The sequence below is a fragment of the Borrelia venezuelensis genome, from assembly GCF_023035835.1.
Lineage (GTDB): Bacteria > Spirochaetota > Spirochaetia > Borreliales > Borreliaceae > Borrelia > Borrelia turicatae.
In genome coordinates this window covers 18,038-38,248 of the sequence record NZ_CP073223.1, presented here as the reverse complement: position 1 = coordinate 38,248, position 20,211 = coordinate 18,038, and the positions used below count along the sequence as shown (strand labels likewise).

Genomic DNA, 20,211 nt, shown 5'->3' with positions numbered 1-20,211 from the left:
ATATTTACTAATAAATATTGATTAATGTAAAAGCTTTAAAAAAGGAGAAGTTTATGCAAAGGTTGAGTATAATATTTTTATATGTCTTTGTTATGCTGTCTTGTAAACAGGGTGAGTTGGCAAGTGGAGTGGTTACAGAGCTTCCGTTTGGGTATCAAGCAGAAGATAGTTTAAAGAGTTACTCAAATTTAAGCCAAGCAGATTCGAATTTATCTTCTGAGAAACAATCTTCAGTTTTACGTCAGTCAAAGAGTAAGTCATCGAGTAAAGATGCAGCAAAATCACCAAATATAGATAAAGATATTAAAAACGAAAAGGTTGAAAACAAAGGAGGAGTTGAGGAAGTCATAGACAAAAAGGTTGAAGATAATAGGATTGAGAATAAAAAAGTTGTAGACGAGGAGGTTGCAGATGATAGGGTTGAAGGCAAAAGGGGTGAATTGCAGTCAGAAGTTAAGGTAGAAGAACAACCACCAGTTCCAAGAAAGACAGCACAAGAAGTTTATGCTGAATTTGAGGCTAAAGTAATAAAGTATAAGTCGAAGCTTGTAAATGAGCGCAATAGACTTGATCCAAGGTATTATTCATTCAATATTCCCTTTAAAAAGGTATCACCAATCTTTACTTCTGCAGAGTATCAGTCGGATATTTATGCTGCTATGGGGAATGATGTGTCAGTTATTATGAACTTGGAGAGGATATTTAGTAACTTAAATTTAAAAGAGCCTGCTTGGTATACTTATGGTGATACGAAAATAGCTGCTCATTTATTTAATCTTTTATTAAATATTTCAGATCACACCAGAAAGCTTGTCAATATTCATTTAAATAGTACTAATCTTGAGAAAATTAGGACGGGAAAGAGTGTAGAAGATATTATTACAATTGATGCTCTTTTAGGAGAATTTATAAAAGAGAGAGAGAGGGCAGTAAAGACAATTCAGTATCAAATAATATCATTGGCATCAAAAAATAAGAGAGAGATGTTAGATGGGCTTAAGAAAACTATTGGGTTAAGTAGCGGTTCTGCTAGAGAGATTCAGCATGCATCTTATTCTATTATAGAAATGGTAGCTCGCATAGCATATTTAGTAAAGTAATTTATGATCTAAAGGGGGGGCCTTTTGGTCCCCTCCCTTTTATTTTTTATTTTAGTGTTTTTTAGTTTGTGTTTAATTAATAATTAATTAGGTTAAATAACATTGATACAGGTTTAATATTTATTTTTTTGAAGTTTTTATTGCTATTTAGGTTAAGTTAATATGTATAAAATTTTAATTTTTTTAGCTTTAAATTATTGTATAACTGTGGTTGTGCTCTATATTAATTAATATTCAAGATTGTTAATTATTATTTCTTTACCATATGGGTAAAAAAGTTATATGGCATGAAAAAGGAGAATTATATGAGAAGAATCAATATCTTATTATTTATGTTATGTATATTAAGCATTCTTGTTTGTAAGCAAGGTGTGACTAATAAATCGAATAAAAAAATAGATGCGGCTCAAAGAGAAGTGATCCAACCAGGTTCAAATAGTAAATTGGTTGCACCTGTGCAAAAGAAGTTACCAGTACCACCTTCAATTAAAAGGGAGGGGGGTGTGCATATAGTTCAAGAGATGATTGATAATCCCCCCCCCTGTAAGAACTAACCTAGAAGTGACTAAGATAGAGACAGTGGATCAAGCTTACGATATATTATCAAGTTTAGTAACTAAATACGAGGATAGTCTTAATAATGAACGTATTGAATTTGCCGACAATAAGGAGATGTATGGTCTGCTTTATGACGCAGTCTTACGTTCTCTTAAAGATTCTGATAAAAGAGATGAAGTTTTTGCTGCCTTAGGACACGATATTGCAGTTATTGATAAATTAGATGATATATTAGATTTAATTTTTGTTGATGAAACTGTATATAGTATTGTTATTAAAAATTTGTTTGAAGAGTTGCTTGAAATCACAGAAATGACGGAAGAAGTATTTAGTGAGATCTTGAGTAAAGAAGGTTTAAATAAACTTAAAAAGAAAGGTATAGATGTTATTCTTAAGACTTATTCTGATGTAACAAAATTCATTGAGACAAGAGAGCGATTAATAGGTAAATTGAAGAATCAAATAATGTTAGCAGGGGGAAGTGATGATCGTCAATTTGTTATAGATCAGCTTGATGAGATTAGGAGGCATGGAGCAGGATTTCAGGTTGAGATTTCGACTATGATATCATTATCTTCAAAAATTGGGAGGGTTGTTGAGAGAAATTAAAGGCAAATAATTGAAGGCAAATAGAAGTTATCAAGAGAGAATTTAGAGAATTTAATAAAAATTCAGTTAGGGCCAATTGTAGGCCCTATTTTTTTGCAGGTTTTAAATATATCATTTACGTATAAATATTTATTTATATTACACCTGGATATTAAATTTTAATTAATCATACTTAATAAAGTATGATATAATAATAAGTATAAATAAATACTGTTTACTATATTGGTATAAATCTTGTTATAGATAATATAGGTGGTTGTGTAGGAATGCTTTTTATATTATGTATTTTATGTTGTGCAAAGAAAAAGTAAATAAATAGGAGTTTTTTTGATGACAAAAGTATGTGTGGTTATATTTGTTATGATTTCCTTAGGGTTTTTGATAGTTGAATGTACTGTTTCAATGGAGATGGGAGAGTCAATTGGGATAGTAGGACAAAGGGGTCCGAGAGGGATAACGGGATTAGCAGGCAATGCAGGGCTTAGAGGAGATGTTGGAGATGAAGTCGGACGAGGTGATATTGCAATATTAATGACAAGCTTGTCGAAGCTTAAGCGTTCATATTATGCTAACATTAATGAATTTAATTTGCAAAAAAACGATATTGATACTAAGGCTCTATTTGATCATAGTATATTTGAGGATTTATTTAAGTTAAATAATCCAGAAAATGGTAGGGATGATGTTTATGCGAGTCTAAAGCATAATGTTGAAGATATTCAAACAGTAAAACGGATTATAGAGTCATTAACAAATTCTTCTGATTCTATTGTTAAGGAATATGCTAAGTATTTGTTGAGCTTTTTAAAAGACAGTGCTCGTTTTATTAGGGAAATTATATCTTTTTTAGATAAGGAGTTAGTTACACTTAAGCAAAGTAATGATTTAGAAGGTATGAGTGAACTTAATTCTATGTTAATAATGATGTTTAGACAAAGGGAGTCTGTGCTAGATGATATTCACGATGTACTAAGAAACGCAAAACAGTCTTTCAAACCAAATTTTGTTGATACTGTACAAATGCGAGATGCATTAGGTTCAATTGTTAGGCCGGGGGAAAGATTGCGTGAAAAAGTTTATGGAGGACATTTTAGTATTAATAGGAGTTTGCAAAGCTTGCTATTGGCAATTACAGAAAAAGTTAATCAATTAAAGCGGTCATTAGTATCATAGTAGTGTATAAAGGAAGGTAAAAAAAAAGAGGAGTTTTTTAATGGAAAGGATATGTACGATAATATGCATCTTAAGCACCTTGATGTTTATGGGATGTACTGGTCCAATGGGACCACGGGGTTTTATGGGTTTTAGAGGCCCTGATGGAAAACGTGGTGCAATTGGCCAAGGTTTGCGCGGTGATTTTGAATTACTAGAGGCAAATGTATTGATTCTTAAGTCTTCTTATTATTATAACTATCAGGTATTCAATTCAAAGAGAGCAAATTTTAATAATAGTATTGCATTTGGACATAGTGTATTTCAGGATGAATTTAATACAGATCAGCCAAAAGATTACGTTTACGCTAGCTTAAGGCATGATGAGAGCGATATTAGTATGGTAGAACGGATCGTAGCGCAATTAACAGGTAATGTTTTGGCTAATAATCTTGATAATAATGCTGTTAAGCTTTTGTTATTGGCTTTAAGGGACAGTGCGAAATATGTATATGAGTTTATGGATTTCTTTTTATCCGGTGTTGGTTTGGCTAAGTTTCGTAAGTATGATGAACCTCATATTTCTGAACTTTGTGCTATGGTGATGGATATGTTTAGACAAAGAGAAAGTGTTTTAGCCGATATTCAATCGGTATTAATTGACATAAGGTCGTTATTTAAGAGGGAATTGGATATTGCAAAGGTTAGAAGTAGCCTAAATTCAATTATTAATATTCAGGGCAAAGTTTATGAAAAAATTTATATTGGAAATGGAAGTTTGAAGGGGTTAAGAGATTCGGTTGAAAATAAAATTGATGAATTAAAACGATTATTAGTGTCTTAATGGTGTATTAAAGAAGGTAAAAAATATATAGGGGTTTTTAATGAAAAGAATATGTATGGTAATATGTGTTTTAAGTCTTTTAGGATTTGTAGCGTGTGTTGGTCCAATGGGGCCACGTGGGCTGAGTGGACCTAAAGGACATACTGGGCAAAAAGGACTTAAAGGGCACAATGGACGAAGCGATGTTGATTTACTAAAGGCAAATTATTTAAATCTTGTAAGAGTCTATAATACTAACTATGAAACATTTAAGTCAAGAAAGGCTGATTTTGATAAGATTATTCCATTTAGCAGTGCTGAATTTAATAATAAATTTGTCACGGAGAAACAAAGAAATTACGTTTATGCTGGTTTAGGGTATAGAGTTTCAGATATTGAGATAGTAAAACAAATTATAACTGGATTCATGAATATTGTTAGTGATGCTAATAAACGCTATGTTAATGATTTGCTATTAGCTTTAAGAGATAGTGCTCAGTATGTCCATGAGGTTATAGAAATTATGGATGCAGGGAATGATTTCGATTTAGCTAAACTGAAGAGAGAAATTAATGAAGAAGATATTAGTGAACTTAATGCTATGTTAATGGAGATGTTGTACAGAAGGGCAAGTGTTCTAGATGATATTGAAAATATGCTAGATTCAACAAAATTGTTTTTAGTCAACCTGTCTATTTTACATCATATAGCAAGTGTTCGATCTAAATTAGACCCAATTGTTCTCTTTGATGGCAAAATTCATAAAAAAATTTATGTGGGTGATGAAAGCTTGAAAAATTTAAGAGATGCAATTGAGAAGAAAGTGAATAACATCAAGCAAATATTATTACCATAGTGAAGCATAGCTTTTAGTTTGAGATATATTTAAAGATTATAAATATATAAAACACTGCCATTTTAGATGACTGAATTTGTGTATTCTGAATAATTATTGTTAATTAATTTGGAGTACAAATAAAAAATATTGATTAATATGATGCTAAATATTATTATTAATAATAGATATTTAGTTTTATATTGATGTAATAGTATTTTTATTTTTTTTATTATGTAAAACTAAGTAAAAAAGGAGATATTTAATGCAAAAAAGATTTAAGGATATGTGTGGTATATGTTTTTTGATTGTTTTACTATTTATGATTGTGGGATGTTCTGGTTCAGTGGGCTCACAAGGTCCACAAGGAGTTACAGGCAAAAATGGTAAGGACGGAATGCAAGGTCCACAAGGTCCACAAGGTCCACAAGGCCCACAAGGCCCACAAGGTCCACAAGGGATACACGGACCAGCAGGAAGAGATGGATTAGATGGTTTTCCGGGAATTCCGGGTCGGGACGGGAATGTTGGTGCTGGATTGCTAAAAGTAAAATTCAGGAATCTTCACAATACATATTCTGCTAATAAGTATCAATTTGATTATGGATCAGTTAATATTCCATTTGCTCATCAGCTTGGTGCTGATAAGACATTTGTTGGTTTTGAAGATGATGTTGTAAAGAATAATCTTTATGCTGGTATGGATTATAATCAAAATTTTGCTGAAGCCTTAGAAATTGTAATAAGTAAATTATTAAATTCTATTCCTGTTCCTGATGTTGATGGTGCTAGAATTTTAGCTGCTAAGACGCTTATGAATGTTATAAGGGATATTGGAGCTTATGTTGGTGATGTTGTAGATCAGGGTAGAGCAAATGTAATTTTAAGTAACGATGTTCTAGATCAATTTATTTTATACAAAGAGCAAGATGTTCTTCTTGATCTTGTTTCTTTGCTAGATAAAATGTTTTTTTTGAGATTTAACTTAATAAAAGAGATTCATTCAATATTCACTTCAGTAAAAGGTATAAAAAATATTGACAGAGTTCAAGCGGCTTTATCACCAATTGTTAATGTAGGTGCAAGTATTTATGCACGAGTTTATGGGAATACTATAAATAGTTTACAAGGCTTAAAAGCTGAGATTGAGAAAAAGGCTAAGTAAATAATAAATTTATAAAAACAAACGCACAATAGACACAAAGGTTTACAGACCTTGTGTGTCTTAGTGTGTATATTTGCTAAATTTAGATGTATTATAGTATAAAATAATTATGTTAAGACTTATTTTAAGTTTTTTTATATAGGTAGGAGGAAGGAGAATATTAATGCAAAAAGTATGCATGTTAATTTGCACATTTGGTTTTTTAGTGTTAAGATGTGCAGTAACTGAAAAAGCTTCAGTTGGCATGAATGTGTCTGGTATTCACAGACTTTCAGGATATATTGGATCATTAGCACCATCTACACCACCTCCACCTAGAGTAAGATATCCACAAGTAGTGACATCTTATGATGCATTAAACATAAGTTTGTCTGCTCTTAAAGCTTCTTATAATGATAATCGTGATGCTTTTTTGCCGATGAAGGCTCTATTTGAAAGTAGTATATTTAATGAGTTTGAGGTGGATTTTGATGGTGATGCAAAGGATGATGTTTATGCGAGTCTAAGGTATGAGGTTTCATATGTTACAAACTTAAAAACAGTGATAAAGACTTTAACATCTTATGTCGATCAGTTTAGTAGGAATTGTGCTTTGAGTTTATTATACCGTTTAAGGGCTAGTGCGATGTACATCAGGGAAATTATAGATGAAAATGAGGGAATCTTAAATAAAGTTAATTTAAATTTGCTGCAACATAGCAATAATTTAAAGGGCCTCAATTCGCTTAAGTCTGATTTAGATGAAATGCTGAGATTGAGAAATATTGTAATAGATATGGCGAAAGGTATGTTGGAGATGGCAGTAAAAGTGGTAGGTGATAATGCAAATATTCAACTTGCACTTGAGCCGATTACTAGTGCCCAAGGTAAGCTTAAAGAGATCATTAATTCTGGTATGAAACTAAGTTTGAGAGATTTACGAACTAAAATTGAAAATACAGTTGATAGTTTAAGGTTGCAAGTTTTAAGGGGGCAATGGTAGCATATTTTTTAATATATGCACATTTAGATGAGCATTGCTTAAATCCATGTTATATTTGTAATGTTTATATATATAAATAATATATTATTTAATGTGTTATTTATATGTCAAGTATATGTCAAGCTTCCTTCATTATTTTGTATGGTGGTATAGATACTATCATGCTAATTGTAGGTTAAATTTAAAAAATTAAACATATTATTAATTTAAGATTAAGTGTAACAAAACAAATAAAGCAAAATAATAAATTGTATTAATCAATAAAATATTAATGTTTTTAATTAATAATGGTTTAATTGTTAAACTGAGTTAAAATATATTGTATGTGTAAAAAAAAGGAGTTGTTTAATGCAAAGAGTGTGTATAATGATTTGTGTGCTAGGTTTGTTGAGTCTAATGTTAGGGTGTCCAGCAGGTAGTAATTTTGTAAGAGAGGAGAGAGAGAGTCATTCAGGTGTTAGAAACGATAATAATTTATTAACCTTAGTAAAGATGGGTGAAGGGAGAGTCGCTAGAGAGAGCAATACACCAGCAGAGCAAGCTTATGGTGCATTACTTGAAAATTTGAATAAACTTAAAGCTTCATTGAATTATCAACCCGAAAAATTTAATAGATCTCAGTTTGATAATATATTTCAAGTTTGGGTTGATTCTCAGGGTGTTAAAAAAGAGAGAGAATATGAGGAGAAAGTTTATGCTAGTTTAAATCGAGACGTTGAAGCTCTCAGTAACTTGAAAATAGTGGTAGATAACTTGGCAAGTGCAGGTACTCATGTTGTAGATTGGACTATTGCTATGAAATTATTGGATAATTTAAAGAGTAGTGTGGAGTATATAAGTGAAGTTATAAATGATAAGGGTTCAATTTTAAGTAGAGACAATTTATTAGCACTTAGAGCCAGTAATAATGTAGTAGATATGCAGGACTTTAAGTATATTTTAGATCTGATGTTATCAATACGTAATAATTTGATAGAAAGAGTTAAAATAATGCTACGGGGAGCAGCAGGGTTGGCCACTATGAAAGTATTAGCACGAGCTAATATTCGAGCATTGATCTTGCATCTTGATAAGATTATTGAGGAAGATGGATTCCTTTATAAGAGTATTTTTTCTACTTGTAAGCCAATTTTAGGTTTGCGAGGGTTGAGAGATTTAATGAGGATACGAGTTAATAAATTAGGACATTAGGTTTAATAGTAATGATATATTAAGCAGTTGGTGGGACAATAAGTAATGTATTAACAATATTATTGTATACTTGGGGAAGTATTGTGTTAACATAGATTGTTGCATAGATTTATAGTTTCTTTCTATGCATTTTCTATGTATTTCTAATAATGAGAGATATAATGCAGATAAGGAGAATATATAATGAGAATAGGACTTACCACAAACGCCTTATGCTACATTACTTGAGAGTGTGAGATTACTTAAAGAGTCATTAAATTTTAAGTCTGAAGGATTTGATCAAACTGCGTTTGATAGCATGTTTAATGATTTTGCTTTGTACTTTAAGAGTGATGATTATTACTTAAAAAATTGTGTTTATGCTGCCTTAAAGCATAACTTTGTATATATTGAGAAAATAAGGCAAATTGTAAGGGCATTAAGGAGTATTGGTATTTCTGATTATAAGGATACTGCTCTTGATTTATTGATATCGTTAAGAGATAGTGGGATCTATGTTAGTGAAGTTGTGAAAGAGGATGGTCAGATTTTAAATGATGCCAATTTAGGTATGTTGCAGCAGATCAAGGATGTAGAGATTATTAGTGGTATTAAGTCTGCTTTAGATAACTTGTTTGTACAAAGAAATCGTGTGATAGAACTATTTGAAAATAAAATAAGGGATATATCAGGTCTAGACAATGTCGAATCAATTAAAGATGCGGTGGATCTCATTATTGGTAAGAACGGAGAGATTTTTAAGGTAATTGAGGTTGGTAATGATAGCTTGCTAGGTTGAAAGGATACAATTAAAGATAAAATTGATGATTTAGTAGAGCAACAGAAGCGGAAGGATCGTCTTAATTTCAAAATTAAAGAGAGACTTGAAGAGGAAAGGTTAAAGAAAGAAGAGTTAAAAAAATAGGTCTAGTAAGTGTGATCATATTGTGTACTTGTTGAGCAGTTTGCTGTTGCTTAGGACTTATGTTCATTTTATAGTTTTTACAAATATTAAGTCTACTTTGTATTTAAGTATATAGGATAGACTTTACTTTTGTTATGTTGTTTAAAGCAAAAGAATTAAGAGAGATAAAGTTGGGGTGTAGAGTACCTATAAATTTAAGTAAATAGATTAATTTTTATTAATTAATATAATGTTATATTATATTAATTATAAATATGTATTACATATTATATAGTATAAAGGTAGTATGTAGTGTTTAATGTACATAAAAGATCATCAAGGAGAATGTTAATTAATCATTTCATGAAAATAAGATGTATGTTAATGTGCTTGCTTAGTGTGTCAGTGCTAGGGTGCACATTCAAAAAGACAACCAAAAATGAAGAAAGCTTTCCATTAGACTGTCGCTTAGATATAAATAAAGACGTAAGGGGACAAGAGAAATGCGAGCTTAAAACACCAGCAGAGCAAGTTTATGCTGCATTACTTGGAAGATTAAGATTGCTTGAAGAGTCATTAAATTTTAAGCCCAAAGGATTTAATCAGGATGTGTTTGATAGTATGTTTAGTAGGGTTTGGGATTTGCCTGTTGAAGAGAAAAAGAACAGAGTTTATGCTAGTTTAAAGCGAGATCCTGAGACTCTCAGTAACTTGAAGGTAGTAGTAATAAATTTAACGATTACGACTGCTACTAGTGTTGCAGGTCTGAAGACTGCTCGTGATTTATTGATGGCTTTAGATGAGAGTTTGGAGTCTTTTATTAGCGTTATCGGTGAAAATAATGGTTATTTAAATAAAGACAATTTAACCAAACTTAAAGAAACTCAAGATGTAGCAAGTTTAAGTGAACTTGAGACTATGGTACATAATATGCTTGTACAAAGAGAACAAATGGTAGTATTACTTAAAGACATAATAAATCAAGCAGCATTATTCGATGTTAATGATAAAAATCATATTCAAGATGCATTGGGCTCTATTATTGGTTTGATATTTAAAACATGTAGCAGTCAAATTTGTATTATTGATAGAAATTTGAAGAACTTAAAAGAAAGTATTAAAAATAAAGTTAGTAATTTAATACTGTAGGTGAACTTAGATCAGTTGTGTATTTCTTAGGTAGGCTTGTGGTTATTTGAATTTAGTTTCAAGTTTTAATTTAATATTAATTTCGATTAGGTTGCAAATTTTATATTGTTTAAGTATAATAAATATTACAGGTTGAGCCACCACCTGATTCAGTTTACGTATTTTAAAGTTTACTTCAAAGACGTAGACTGGCTTTTTTATTGTATTTACGTATTATAATATCACTTTAATTATTCTTGTATTATCAATTGAAAGATGGATATAAAATATAGAAATAAAATATTTAATAATAAATAAATTTTTTAATTATAGATATATTTATTAATAAATATATCTATTTTTTATTGTTATATTTAATTAATGGATTTATATTTTGGTTATGTATATGTGTAGAAGTGTAGATAAAAGTACGACATAAAAATAATGATAAGGAGAATATTAATGACAATAACATCTATGTATGTATGTATGCTAAGTATCTTAGGATTAATGATGATCCAGTGTACTAATGATAGCCCAGCTGCAAGAGCTAGTTCTCTAAAGCCAACTTTAGTAGTAAAGAAAGGCTTAGGCGCAGATAAAGATGAACGTAAGGATGAATATAAAAAAGATGAACATAAATGTGTGTTTGTAAAAAAGGTATGTAATCGATTACATTTGGATTTTGAAGTAGACCAATCAGTATCAATCCCGAAGACAATAATGGAGGCTGTTGGAATTTTAAAGAAAACTTTAGTAGCTTTCAATAAATCATTTAAAGATAATTATGATGCGTTTGAGCAAGGGTCTAATAATTCTGCTTATTTTAATTCACGAATTACATTTGTACATGGTCAATTTGCAAATGATTTTAGTCGCGATAAGGACAATATTTATGCTGCGCTAGGATATGATGTTAATGCTGTGCTTAATTTACAAACAATAGTAAATGCATTAACAGGATCTAAGGCCAGCGATCAAGATATAATGAGTGCTGATGATTTATTGGCCTTTTTAAGAGATACTACTCAGTTTGTTTTAACGGTTGTAGATGAAAATGAGGGTGATTTAAGTGACTTCAATTTATATATACTGCGGCAAAGAAGTGATTTACGAACCATTAAATACCTTAAGAATTGTTTAGATGTATTGATTGCAAGAAGAATTGAGGTGATAGGAGATATTAAACAAATGTTAGCATCAGCAGTAGAAAAATTGGGTGATAATGAAGCAATTCGAAGTGAACTTGAGAAAATTTTTTCTCGTAAGAGCGGATTTATTTATCATAAAATTTATTCTAACAAGAAGAATGACTTAGATAACGATGAGAGCTTATTTGGCTTAAGCAATTTAATTAGTAAGAGATTTGACATTATAAATTCATCTTCAAGGTACCGTAGGAAGAAGAGTGCATAATTAAAATTTAAAACCTTTAGTTTAAGTGATTATAAAAGGTTGAGCTTTTGCTAGTCCGCAAACTGACAATTGTATTTGGACTAGCGAGCTTTTATATTTTTGTTATTAAATGTTAATATAAATTGATGTAATCAGTTAAAATAGGTAGATTATAATCTAAAAGTTAAATTTCAATTAAAAATTCTTATTAAAATGATGTTAGTTGTGATTATTAATAATTATTTATATATAATAATAGATATTAATATGTAATTAATATTATATAATTAAAAAATGAAAGTTGCTAACAAAAATACCGGTCTAAATTTCTTAAATAAGTAATCTGGATCAGGTGGTGGCTCAACTTTTTAAGTTCAAATTTTACTTTCACTTAAAAAATAAAAAACCAAAGAACAATTTTATGATAAGAGTATGTATATTATGTATCTTTAATGTTTTTTTGGACTATTGATATTAGGATGTCCATCAGTAGGCAGTTTATTAAAGTATGATTCAGTCTACCATAAAGATGAGTTTTCAAGTATACAAAAAAAATCAAAAGGATCGTAATGTATTATTTAATACAGGCAAAAAAGATAGCGTTTATGCTGAGCTAGGACATGCCTTGGAATATATCCTTAACTTAAGGATTGTTATAAAGAAATTAACAGTGTCTTCTAAATTTTTCAGTCAAAATGGATCTCGGGCATTAAGGATGTATTTAAAATATTAATGCAAACGTAAAGATTGGGTTTATAGTTGATTCTATAGTAAAAATATCAACTGTCATTAACAGTACTTATGTCATTAAAAAATATATTCCTATATCTGATTAAGGGATCAAACCCTTAATAACTCGTAACCGTCCAATCTTTTGCAGCAGAGCTTTCAACATCTTTCAATGCAGAATTAGCTTCTCCATCCTCAGTAATCTTTTCAAGTTCTTTTACCAACTTCTCTTCATCATCTATATTTTTTGCAGCTGATGCTATTTGAGCTTTAATCTTAGAAATAGCGGTGTTTCGTGCTTGCATTATTGTCTTTAATTGAGCAGATTTTTCAGCAAGCTCTTCTGCAGACTGAAATTTAACTAAGTTTTTCTCATCTGACCACTTATTTAAAATTTTATGAATCAAATCTGTAAGATTAAATAAATTACTCAATAAATCATCAACAAGGACTTCATATTCCAAGTTTCTATCAACTGATGATTTGGGAACTGTATCATCAGGACCTGAAGAGTTAGTTTTGGAAAAGAAAAAATTAGTAAATATTCTTGTAAAAAAACCCTTATTTTCTTCATCAGGCTCTTCTTCAACGGGATTAGATAATTTATTAAGTATTACTCTTAAATTCTCAATAACACTTTCATCATGCTCCAGACTAGTATAAATATAGTTCCACTGAGACTGAGTATTATATTCTGATAATGATTTTATAAGGTCATCGACTGATTTATTCGCTGTAACTTTATTGAGTTCAATTTCCAATTGTTTTTTATATTCATTTATGATTTGCTTAAATTCAACGTAAGCTTTATCTCGTTTTATATCTGAGTCAAAAGGTTTTTTAATCCCAGGCATTGTAGGAATCAGAATTTTTTGTTTTGACTTAGAAGGTTTGATAACCTTAGGAACATCAGGATTTGTGGGAATATATGTTTTTGATGACACTACTCTCATCTCATCTTGACTAATTACATTACGAGAGACTCCCTGTTTGCAAGACAGAGTTGCAACTGCAAATATATAAATTCTGACGTTGACTCTTTTCATATAATAATTCTCCTTTTTTAATCTTTTATCAATCATTCAAGATTACCTAATATATATAACACAATTTCATACCATATGTACACACCTTTAAATTGCATTGCATTTAATTGGTTAAACTTGTAACTTAAGTATCCCACAACAACTTAAAGCACACTCGACCACGATACTTTGGATTTTAACTTAACATGAGATTCTTTTTAAGTTATGCTTTCTTATTTGAAAAGTAGTAATTTGTAAATAAAAGAGTACCAATGAAGTTATAAATGTTAATTTATGCATCACCAAATGTGTATATTAATTTCAAATGTTTCATCATTAATTTGTGTATATCTTCAAAACGGCATAATTTTAATTTAAAATAAGTGATTTTATCAATTTTTTTAATAATAAATTAGTTTATAAATTGATTTAACTGTAATTTGATTTATTAATTATATTAATCGAAGATTGATTTATAAATTATTTTAATATATAAGGAGAAGTGTAGTGAAAAAAATTAATTTATTAATTTTTTTAATTAGTATTATAAGTATAATGTTGGGATGTGACCAAGGATTATTGAACAAAGGGAAGAAACATGTAAGTAAGGCAATTTCCCCAAAAAATCCAGTAAATGGTGCTATAGATAAATTAGATGTATCGCGTTCTTTATTGACTAGAGAGATTAGAGAAAATTCAGGAACAGATATTTTAAAAGCACTGAGAGTAGGTAATGTTGAGGTTGATGTTAATAAGCAAAACAAAGGAGCCGGTGAACAAGGTAATGGTGAACAAGGTAATGGTGAACAAGGTAATGGTGAACAAGGTAATGGTGAACAAGGTAATGGTGAACAAGGTAATGGTGAACAAGGTAATGGTGAACAAGGTAATGGTGAACAAGGTAATGGTGAACAAGGTAATGGTGAACAAGCAGCCAGAGATTTGGCTTATAAAATATTCACTATTAGACTAAAAAATTATAGAGATACTCTTAATTCTATGGTAGATGAATTTGTGTTTGTGCACGCAGGATTTGATCCAACAACCTCTTTATTTGGTGACCAAAATATCTCTGAGGGACTACAGGATTTTAATCAGCCGCATACAAAAAATAAGATTTATCTAACATTGGAAAATAATATTAGAGATGTTCTGACTTTGAAAAGTATATTTAAAAATTTAGATTTGTCAATTGATCATCGTGATCCTAGATACGATGGTAGTGAAACGAGTGTTATGGTGGGTGTATTATACCAGTTGCGTGATGTTTCAGAGTATTCTTCTTACAATTTAAGTATGAATTTCAATGAAAAAAAATTAGATTTAATTAACAATTGTGATTCTGCAGACAAAATTTCTGAAATTGACCTTAAATTAGAGAAGTTTATTGATATAAGGAAAGACGTGATTTATAACATTCAGAGAAAATTGTATTTTGCACATGCATATAGAGCTAACAAAGAGAGAATGTTAGATTCATTGAAGGAAATTACTGAGCCAAAGGGGAATATAAGGTTGGCAATTGACTCTTTATTCAAACTGTCACAAGACATTGGACATTTAATTAGTTCTTTATAAATTGGGTGAATTTAGGTGTAATAATTTAAACTTTCTAGAGTGCGAGTATCATGGATTATTATGTGATATAAATTTAAAAATTAAAGGGTTTATTTCATTTAGGCTTGTATCGGGCCTCCTTTTTTAAAGGGCAGTATTTAAAAAAGAATATGTTTTTATTATTGTATTTTTGGTAAGTAATTTTATCAATAGTATTATTAATATATTAGAAAGATGTAATAAAGATTTGGCTAAGAAGGCTAAGCCACCTATCAGCTTGGGATGCCCAAGCTGATATTTAAATATTGTTTGTTATGAATGGACGAAACAAAAATTTTACCACCTTTAAATTATATTTAATGAAATGTGTAATAAGTATCATAATGTAATATGTATTATATAAGATTAATTATTATTTGTATAGTAGAAAAGCTTAAAAAAAGAGCGATTTTTATGAAAAATTTTAGTATATTATTTTGGATATTGTTTATGATGATTGTTTCTTTTCTTATAGACCTAAAAATAAATCAGTTTGTCAATTAGATTGGAAGGAAGATATTTAACTTGTAGGAAGTTTAATCATTTTTATTTCTTAATTTGGTATTTTATCTAAAATAAAAAAGAGAGGAAAAAATTCCTCTCTAAGGTTTGAGTTATTTGTAACGTCTTATTTTAAAATCTTTGTGATATTTTGAGCTAATACTTGAATGTTAGGAATTTCAGTCCTAAATGTTGAGCCATATTTAGAGTTTATATGATTTATTAATTTTTGATTGTTAGTTTGCATGTCATTAGTATTAGCTTCATACTCAGCAATGATTTTATCAATAGTATCTTCCCATTTTTGTTTTAATTCATAAATTGTATCAAGGTTCTTTTTAATTTTTTTTAATTTTTGAAGTTTTAAAGTCTGAAGATTATCTTTTTTGTCGTATATTGTATCAATTATCCATTCAAAATATCCATGAGCATAGTTTATTCCTGTTAATAAGATTATTTTTGCCAAATCGTTGTCGTTATTTTTTATGATTGTTCCAAACTTTTTAAGTGTGTCTTTTTTCCATTCTAAGGATAAGTAAAATTGCTTTCTTATGTGTGTATTTTCAGCAGAATTTATTGGTTTTTTATTTTCTTCGTTATTTAAGAATCTAAACACTCCCAATTTCATTCCATATTGATCGTCATCTTCAATATTATTTTTATATCTATTTATTAAAGCTATACTGGTTTGAACTTTTTTTATTATCTCAGCTATTAGGGTTGCTTTTTCGTTATCTTCTTTTGACTTTATGTCTTTATCTTCTTTTGTATTTTTTTGTGCATGTTTTTGTTCTTTATTTTCTTTTAATTCTAAGCCCTGAGCTTCTTTTAGATTGTCTTGAGCATGTTCTTTATTTAGGTTGAATTCTGATGGTTTGTCATCGCCTTTTTTTGCTGCTAATTGAGCATTGTTATTAGGTATTTGTGGGCTGAACGTTATGTTCATTGATTTTTTTGTATCATCACTTTGATTTGTATTTGCTTTAGAGTTTGTGTGAGATTTTACCTTTGCAAGGGTTCCATTTGGGTTACAACCGACTAGTATAAATGCTATTAAAGCAAATGTAATAAAAGTGTTATTTAAAATATTGTTTCTCATAGAAATTCTTCTTCCTTAATATTATATTAATATGATCATTAATTAATAATGATTCTTATATAAAATTGTATATCATATAATTTAAAAACCAATATAATTATAAAAATATTAAAATTTTTTCTTGTTGTGTTTATCCGAAATATTAGTCGTTAGTTTGTAAATTTATTAAATGATAAGAATATCTTTGAAAAGTATCTTATCTTACTTTTGATGAAGCTGTTTATTAATATAATATTGGTGCTTTATTGTTTTTAAAATTTTGTTAGTTTTGTGAGCTATATCTTTGATGCCATTAATTTTATCTTCTATTTTTTTGTATTTGGTGGTTATATGTTCTATTAATTTTATGCTGTTATTTTTAATGTCTGTATCGGTTCTATAATCATTAATGATATCATCGATAAATGATATCCAATTTGTTCTTAAATTTTTAATTGTGTCAAGGTTGTTTGTAATGTCTTTTAGTTGTTCAACATTTAAAAGAATTAGTTTATCTCTTTCTATATTGATTTGATTCATGAGCGCTTCAAATGATTTTTGCGAATATTCTCTTCCTGTGTCTAAGATTGATTTATAAAGTTCATTACCTTTTTTAGTATTGATAGCTTGCATTTGAATAAGGATTTCCCCCAGCCATTTTAATCTTATTATGTTGTAGTTTAGAGATGCGTGAAATAACTTTATTTTTTCTTTGTTGATGGGATATATTTTGTTTAATGAATGCATTATCTTATGGTAGTGAATTTCATCAAAGATTGCACATTGTATTCCAAGTTGTTTTACAGGTTCCTTGATAATATCTGTTGAGTGTTTCTCTAGTAAAGTTAGTTCAGTGTCGACTTTATTCTTTATTTGGTTTGTTAAATTTATTTTTATGTTGAGATTGTTTTTTGTTTTTGAGCCCATTATGAATATATCTTTTTTTGGAGAAGTGTTTAATTGGTTGGTTGGCTTGGGGTTTGAACCACAGGCAATTAGAACTAAGAGTGGTAAAATAAGTGTGATAATAAAGATATCTAAAATGTGTTTCAAAATATTCTCCTTGTTTTTAAAATTAAAAGTTAACTAATATTAAAATTAATACTAATTAGTCATTTAATTAAAATTATTCGTATATTTATTAATATAAATTTAAGAAGTACCATTAAAAAAATACCAATAATTATTAACTAACATTATATATTTATCTTGATTATTAAATCAACGTTTTAATTTGAGATAATTTATGCAGATGTAGTGATGAATAGAGATAGGAAATAATAAAGATTATATTATCGTTTTATGTGTTTAGGGAATATGTGTATGGAATATGTGTGCAAAAAAAAAGGAGCAGAAATGTGTTTCTTTGCTCCCAGTAGAGTTATTAAAGTTTTTTTAAGCGTATAGCGTTTTATAATTTATCTAAAATTTCTTTAATCTCATTAGCTAGTGTTTTTATTGTTGCAAATGAGGTCAGGAATTTTTGCTTATAGTTTTGGTTTATATAATCCTTTAAGTTGGCAGCATTACTTTTAATTTGATCTTTGTCATTTTTAAAGTCATTGTAAATTGTTTTTGCATCTTTAATATGTATCTGTCTTTCTGCTGTAAGTTTATCAAACTTTTGATCAAGTTCTTGTAACTGATTGGGCGATAAAATGTTGAGTTTATTAACCTTTTTAATTAGTTCTGCAAATGCAACTTCAAAGTAATTGTGAGCGTATTCTCCTATTCCATCTGCGATCTCTTGAAGTAAATTATTGTATTCGTTTAGTCTAAGATGTCTGTTAATATCACGATTATTAGCAGAAGCCGCTAATTTATTAAGTACTGCTCCAAGAGCTCTAATAAGGTTTTCATTATACTCAAAAGCCAAATAGATTTTTGATCTGACTTGTTTGTTATCTGTATCGTTATTATTACATGGGTCCCAATAAATACCGGGAGCCGTCTGAATTATACCGAATGCTTGATTATCACCCTTCATTCCATATTGACTTCCCCCATTTCCGTATGAGTATCCTCTATGGTACTCATCACCATCTTCAATCCAATCATAATGGGTGTGAGCATATAACATCTTTTCGTGTTTTTGAGCTCTTAATTTTAATTTAAAGATTATAGACTCCTGTTTATGTTGTTTGAGTGTTTCTTCTATTGATTGAATAGAGTTATATTTTGTTTTTAATTTTTGTAATTGATTATCTTTGTCCCCTCCAGATTTTGGATTACAGGCAAAGAGCACTAAGAGTGGTAAAATAAGTGTGATAATAAAGATATTTAAAATGTGTTTCAAAATATTCTCCTTGTTTTTAAAATTAAAAGCTAGCTAATATTAAAATTAATAAAATTATTTTTTAATGTATATTGTTAATATAAATTAAAAAAATACCAATTATTATTAACTAATATTATATATTTATCTTGATTATTAAATCAACGTTTTAATTTGAGATAATTTATGCAGATGTAGTGATGAATAGAGATAGGAAATAATAAAGATTATATTATCGTTTTATGTATTTAGGGAATATGTGTATGAAATATGTGTGCAAGAAAAAGGAGCAAAGATGTGTTTCTTTACTCCTAGTAGAGTTATTAAAATTTTTTTAAGCGTATAGCGCTTTATATTTTATCTAAAATTTCTTTAATCTCATTAGCTAATGTTTCTATTTTTGCAAATGCTTGTACAAAGGCTGCTTGATGTTCATCTTCTATGTACTTTATTAAATTATTTTGTGTACCTATTGTAGTATTAGCATCTTTGAATTTGTTTTGTATTTCATCTGCTCGTTTTCTGATTAATTGTCTTTGCTCTTCAAGTCTTCTAAATTTATTTTGAAGTTCTTTTAGCTCCTCTAGATTTAAACTTGTAAGTTTATCTTTTTTGTTTGTTAGTGTTGTTAATGCAACTTCAAAGTAATTTGTGGCAAACTTACTTGTTGCTTCTACGATATCTTTCAGCAATGAGTATTGTTTGTTTTGCGGGCTATCAACCGCACCGTTTGATAGCATATTTAGAATTTTTCCAAAAGATACAATGGAAGCTTCGTGATACTCTAAGGCCAGGTAAAATTTTCTTCTGGCATTCTTGTTATCATCATGATAGTATAGTTTGTTATCTTTTTTCAGTATATCAAATACTTTTTTATCTTGAGAATCATAATGCATGTTAAATTGTTTATTACCTTCTGCATTCCAATTTTGATTCGCATGGATGCTTAGCGTTATTTGAGCATTACTAACCCTTGTATTTAATTCATCAATTGCATTGTTTATTATCTGATCTCTCAATTCTGCCAGTTTTGCTTCATACATTTCTTCTTTAGTAGTCGTCTCTCCAGAATTAGTAGTCCTTCCAGAATTTGGGTTGCAAGAAGTTAAAAAGATTAGAAATAATAATGATAAAATGAATGGGATATAAAATATGTGTTTCAAAGTTTGTTTCCTCCTTATTTTTA

Annotated in this window: 18 protein-coding genes; 13 read left to right on the top strand and 5 right to left on the bottom strand. The window is 29.2% G+C overall.

Annotation, left to right across the window (positions count from 1 at the left end; translation table 11 throughout):
* Nucleotides 1-53: 53 nt before the first annotated feature.
* The 12 genes from bvRMA01_RS04785 to bvRMA01_RS04730 all read left to right on the top strand — a co-directional run bounded on the left by bvRMA01_RS04785 (nucleotide 54) and on the right by bvRMA01_RS04730 (nucleotide 11,842).
* The gene (locus bvRMA01_RS04785; RefSeq protein ID WP_247032540.1) at nucleotides 54-1,100 is read left to right on the top strand and encodes a hypothetical protein; all 1,047 of its coding nucleotides are present in this window, start codon (nucleotides 54-56) and stop codon (nucleotides 1,098-1,100) included.
* A 305-nt stretch (nucleotides 1,101-1,405) separates the two neighbouring features.
* On the top strand, nucleotides 1,406-1,654 hold the full coding sequence (locus tag bvRMA01_RS04780) for a hypothetical protein (RefSeq protein WP_247032538.1): 249 nt from the start codon (nucleotides 1,406-1,408) through the stop codon (nucleotides 1,652-1,654).
* A complete protein-coding gene (locus bvRMA01_RS04775) occupies nucleotides 1,626-2,267 on the top strand; it encodes a hypothetical protein (protein WP_247032536.1) in 642 nt (213 codons plus the stop codon). Before bvRMA01_RS04780 ends, bvRMA01_RS04775 begins: the two co-directional genes overlap by 29 nt.
* 330 nt (nucleotides 2,268-2,597) lie before the next feature.
* Nucleotides 2,598-3,440, top strand: coding sequence for a hypothetical protein (locus bvRMA01_RS04770; RefSeq protein WP_247032533.1), 843 nt, complete (start codon nucleotides 2,598-2,600; stop codon nucleotides 3,438-3,440).
* Between the two features lie 40 nt (nucleotides 3,441-3,480).
* Nucleotides 3,481-4,263, top strand: a complete 783-nt coding sequence (locus bvRMA01_RS04765) for a hypothetical protein (protein ID WP_247032531.1) — start codon at nucleotides 3,481-3,483, stop codon at nucleotides 4,261-4,263.
* A gap of 40 nt (nucleotides 4,264-4,303) precedes the next feature.
* Nucleotides 4,304-5,098 (top strand): collagen-like triple helix repeat-containing protein, encoded by a 795-nt coding sequence (locus tag bvRMA01_RS04760; protein WP_247032530.1) that lies wholly within the window; start codon nucleotides 4,304-4,306, stop codon nucleotides 5,096-5,098.
* A 244-nt stretch (nucleotides 5,099-5,342) separates the two neighbouring features.
* Entirely contained in the window at nucleotides 5,343-6,242 is a 900-nt protein-coding gene (locus bvRMA01_RS04755; RefSeq protein ID WP_247032640.1) for a collagen-like protein, read from the top strand.
* Nucleotides 6,243-6,405: 163 nt separating this feature from the next.
* Nucleotides 6,406-7,224, top strand: coding sequence for a CRASP family complement regulator-acquiring lipoprotein (locus bvRMA01_RS04750; RefSeq protein ID WP_247032529.1), 819 nt, complete (start codon nucleotides 6,406-6,408; stop codon nucleotides 7,222-7,224).
* Nucleotides 7,225-7,572: 348 nt separating this feature from the next.
* Entirely contained in the window at nucleotides 7,573-8,415 is an 843-nt protein-coding gene (locus tag bvRMA01_RS04745) for a hypothetical protein (protein ID WP_247032528.1), read from the top strand.
* 232 nt (nucleotides 8,416-8,647) lie between these two features.
* Entirely contained in the window at nucleotides 8,648-9,193 is a 546-nt protein-coding gene (locus bvRMA01_RS04740) for a hypothetical protein (protein ID WP_247032526.1), read from the top strand.
* Nucleotides 9,194-9,661: 468 nt separating this feature from the next.
* A complete protein-coding gene (locus bvRMA01_RS04735; RefSeq protein ID WP_247032524.1) occupies nucleotides 9,662-10,447 on the top strand; it encodes a hypothetical protein in 786 nt (261 codons plus the stop codon).
* A gap of 441 nt (nucleotides 10,448-10,888) precedes the next feature.
* On the top strand, nucleotides 10,889-11,842 hold the full coding sequence (locus bvRMA01_RS04730) for a hypothetical protein (protein ID WP_247032522.1): 954 nt from the start codon (nucleotides 10,889-10,891) through the stop codon (nucleotides 11,840-11,842).
* 827 nt (nucleotides 11,843-12,669) lie between these two features.
* On the opposite strand, the gene bvRMA01_RS04725 is transcribed toward bvRMA01_RS04730, so the two are convergent.
* Complete coding sequence (locus tag bvRMA01_RS04725; protein WP_247032520.1) at nucleotides 12,670-13,596, bottom strand: hypothetical protein; 927 nt, start codon at nucleotides 13,594-13,596, stop codon at nucleotides 12,670-12,672.
* A gap of 486 nt (nucleotides 13,597-14,082) precedes the next feature.
* Between bvRMA01_RS04725 and bvRMA01_RS04720 the strand changes: the two genes are divergently transcribed.
* Nucleotides 14,083-15,153: a hypothetical protein gene (locus bvRMA01_RS04720; protein WP_247032518.1), complete on the top strand. Its 1,071-nt coding sequence runs from the start codon at nucleotides 14,083-14,085 to the stop codon at nucleotides 15,151-15,153.
* A gap of 646 nt (nucleotides 15,154-15,799) precedes the next feature.
* Here bvRMA01_RS04720 and bvRMA01_RS04715 read toward each other — a convergent pair.
* The 4 genes from bvRMA01_RS04715 to bvRMA01_RS04700 form a co-directional block, all read right to left on the bottom strand.
* Entirely contained in the window at nucleotides 15,800-16,771 is a 972-nt protein-coding gene (locus bvRMA01_RS04715; RefSeq protein ID WP_247032516.1) for a complement regulator-acquiring protein, read from the bottom strand.
* A gap of 201 nt (nucleotides 16,772-16,972) precedes the next feature.
* A complete protein-coding gene (locus tag bvRMA01_RS04710; protein ID WP_247032514.1) occupies nucleotides 16,973-17,803 on the bottom strand; it encodes a complement regulator-acquiring protein in 831 nt (276 codons plus the stop codon).
* A 358-nt stretch (nucleotides 17,804-18,161) separates the two neighbouring features.
* Entirely contained in the window at nucleotides 18,162-19,046 is an 885-nt protein-coding gene (locus bvRMA01_RS04705) for a virulence associated lipoprotein (protein ID WP_247032513.1), read from the bottom strand.
* Between the two features lie 329 nt (nucleotides 19,047-19,375).
* A complete protein-coding gene (locus bvRMA01_RS04700; RefSeq protein WP_247032512.1) occupies nucleotides 19,376-20,188 on the bottom strand; it encodes a virulence associated lipoprotein in 813 nt (270 codons plus the stop codon).
* Nucleotides 20,189-20,211 lie beyond the last annotated feature (23 nt).

Bases quoted from the DNA above. Each gene is read 5' to 3' on its own strand.
- bvRMA01_RS04765 (WP_247032531.1), top strand. From the start codon at position 3,481: ATGGAAAGGATATGTACGATAATATGCATCTTAAGCACCTTGATGTTT.
- bvRMA01_RS04715 (WP_247032516.1), bottom strand. From the start codon at position 16,771: ATGAGAAACAATATTTTAAATAACACTTTTATTACATTTGCTTTAATA.
- bvRMA01_RS04750 (WP_247032529.1), top strand. From the start codon at position 6,406: ATGCAAAAAGTATGCATGTTAATTTGCACATTTGGTTTTTTAGTGTTA.
- bvRMA01_RS04735 (WP_247032524.1), top strand. From the start codon at position 9,662: ATGAAAATAAGATGTATGTTAATGTGCTTGCTTAGTGTGTCAGTGCTA.
- bvRMA01_RS04785 (WP_247032540.1), top strand. From the start codon at position 54: ATGCAAAGGTTGAGTATAATATTTTTATATGTCTTTGTTATGCTGTCT.
- bvRMA01_RS04730 (WP_247032522.1), top strand. From the start codon at position 10,889: ATGACAATAACATCTATGTATGTATGTATGCTAAGTATCTTAGGATTA.
- bvRMA01_RS04760 (WP_247032530.1), top strand. From the start codon at position 4,304: ATGAAAAGAATATGTATGGTAATATGTGTTTTAAGTCTTTTAGGATTT.
- bvRMA01_RS04780 (WP_247032538.1), top strand. From the start codon at position 1,406: ATGAGAAGAATCAATATCTTATTATTTATGTTATGTATATTAAGCATT.
- bvRMA01_RS04755 (WP_247032640.1), top strand. From the start codon at position 5,343: ATGCAAAAAAGATTTAAGGATATGTGTGGTATATGTTTTTTGATTGTT.
- bvRMA01_RS04745 (WP_247032528.1), top strand. From the start codon at position 7,573: ATGCAAAGAGTGTGTATAATGATTTGTGTGCTAGGTTTGTTGAGTCTA.
- bvRMA01_RS04725 (WP_247032520.1), bottom strand. From the start codon at position 13,596: ATGAAAAGAGTCAACGTCAGAATTTATATATTTGCAGTTGCAACTCTG.
- bvRMA01_RS04770 (WP_247032533.1), top strand. From the start codon at position 2,598: ATGACAAAAGTATGTGTGGTTATATTTGTTATGATTTCCTTAGGGTTT.